Raw genomic sequence first — 2,195 nt, 5'->3', positions numbered from 1 at the left:
GTTGCGAGCTATTCCTTGTATATGTTGCATCACTAAAAATAATGAATTTATCTTTTTCTTACAACTATTTTACTATATTTGGTACTAGGATTGTGGAGGTTTTTTCACAGTCTGACGTTAGCAGCCACATTATGACGACACAGCAACCCAGACATATCATCATTTTGACAATCGCTATTTTCTTTGCGTTTGCGACCAAAACTTTTGGACAACGTGTTACAATAAATTCGGGTGTTGACACCACAGACCAAGACATAAAAGCTGTAACAACCCTTTGGGCAAATTACCTAAAATCAAACCCGAACAAGGATAACATAAAAGACAGTCCATTTTGGGCAGACACCGAGAAAAAGAAATTCCCAAAAGTTGACCAACTACTCAACGCTATCAATTCGGATTATCCAACATATTCAATGGGAAATCCAACAATTTTGTATGTAAAACCCAAAAACGATTTTTTTGAAATTAAAACTTTGTTTAGTTGGGCAGACAGTTTAGAAAGTGTTTATGTTTTATGTATCACTTCTGTTTTTGCGAAAAAGGAAAATGAACAATACAAACTTTACAATGCCTTAACTGTAAATAGCAATAATTGGAAAACAGAAAAACTTGGAAACGTAACATTTCATTTTCCATACTCACATACGTTTGACAAGAACGAAGCAAATAAATTATTGCAATCCATTGACGACCTGACAAAACAATGGAATTTACAAACTATTCCTATTGACTATTATTTTGCCGACACCTACGAAAAAGTTTTGCATTTACGAGGGCTTGACTATTCTATTGTAATGGGTAATAAAGACAAACCAAGTGGGATGTCTGACTTAGACACAAAAACAGTTTTTGCAGGCGGTCTTGGCGAAAATTATTTTCACGAAGTAGTTCACATTTATTTGAACAATCTTTTTCCTAAATCTCCATTAGTTGAAGGTTTGGCAGTTTTCTATGGTGGTTCTATGGGACACGACTTAAAATGGCATTTGACACGACTAAATGACTACCTAAATCAACACGCAGAAATAAATTTAAACGACTTTGAAAAATTTTGGTATATGGACAACTTTACTAATCCAAACAGCACAATTCAAGGTTTACTTTGCTACATCGCATTTAAAAACGGAGGGCTTAACAAATTAAAAAAACTAATGTCGCACGAAGATATTTATACTGCCATTGAAAAAGAATTTGGAATTAAAAAAGACGGACTAAACGAATATTTACGACAACAAATAAATGCAAACAAAAATTGACAACAGAAAAAATGCGGCTGCTAACACCGTATTGGCAATAGGCGGGCTGAACGGCTTCGTATCAACGGAAGTGCAAAATTCAACTTCTGTTCTTCGATTAAAGTTCAGTGCTAAAAATCCCGCCCATCGCCAATACGCGGCACGTTACCAGTAATAGCTTAACAAAACTCCTGAAATGAAGTTCATCTTATTTTTACTTCTATCTTCTTCCCTATTTGCTCAGAATAATTGCTTGAAATATCAACAGAGAGTTTTTGATAGCGACACTTGTTGTTGGAGAAAATTGTCAAAGGAAAATAAGTTCGAAGCCAGTGCAGAATTGATCAAAGAATATTTAGAAAATGGAAACGTTGAAAACAGAATGTCATTAAATTGGCACGCTGGACAGATGTTTGCTTTTGCCAGAAAAGATAAAGAAGCGTTGAAATATTTTGGCAAAACCTATTCGATATTTCAAAAATGGTTTGGCGGTGAAGATGGAAAAGCTTGGTATTATTTTGCTAAAGGAACTTCGGCATTTATCAAAAGAGACAAACCGAAGTTTGAGAAAATAATTAGAAAATGGAAAACCAAACTTCCCGAAAACAAGAATTACGCCGAATTGTTACGGTTACTAAATAATTGGGGCAAAGATTATAAAAACGCTACTACTGGTAACAGCGGTTTCGCGCAATAGCTTGCAAGCATTGCGCCGGAATCCTAACGGATTCCTGAAACCTTGTCTTCCGCATACTATTTTTTCTTAACTTGCCGCTACTGACGCCAAGCCGCAAACCGTCAGCTTGTGAAAAAACCCCATTTTCAATACAAATTCACCGAGTTAAAAGCTTATAAATTGGTTTTAAGCCAAGGTATATTTTGAAGTAGTTTGATTTGTTCCCAAAATGATACGAACTAAAAATAGCTTTAAATAGGTCGTTTTTATCAAAAACAAACCTT

General features: G+C 35.1%; 2 protein-coding genes. Both read left to right on the top strand.

Features of this window, described 5'->3' with window-relative positions; all coding sequences use genetic code 11:
- Nucleotides 1–1,256, top strand: a 1,256-nt coding sequence (locus G6042_RS00850; protein WP_211161606.1) for a hypothetical protein, incomplete at its 5' end; no start/stop codon positions are given.
- Between the two features lie 175 nt (nucleotides 1,257–1,431).
- A complete protein-coding gene (locus tag G6042_RS00845; RefSeq protein ID WP_169522380.1) occupies nucleotides 1,432–1,932 on the top strand; it encodes a hypothetical protein in 501 nt (166 codons plus the stop codon).
- Nucleotides 1,933–2,195: the final 263 nt, after the last annotated feature.

This window comes from Flavobacterium solisilvae (assembly GCF_012911605.1).
Classification (GTDB): domain Bacteria; phylum Bacteroidota; class Bacteroidia; order Flavobacteriales; family Flavobacteriaceae; genus Flavobacterium; species Flavobacterium solisilvae.
This window is presented reverse-complemented; position numbering and strand designations above follow the sequence as displayed.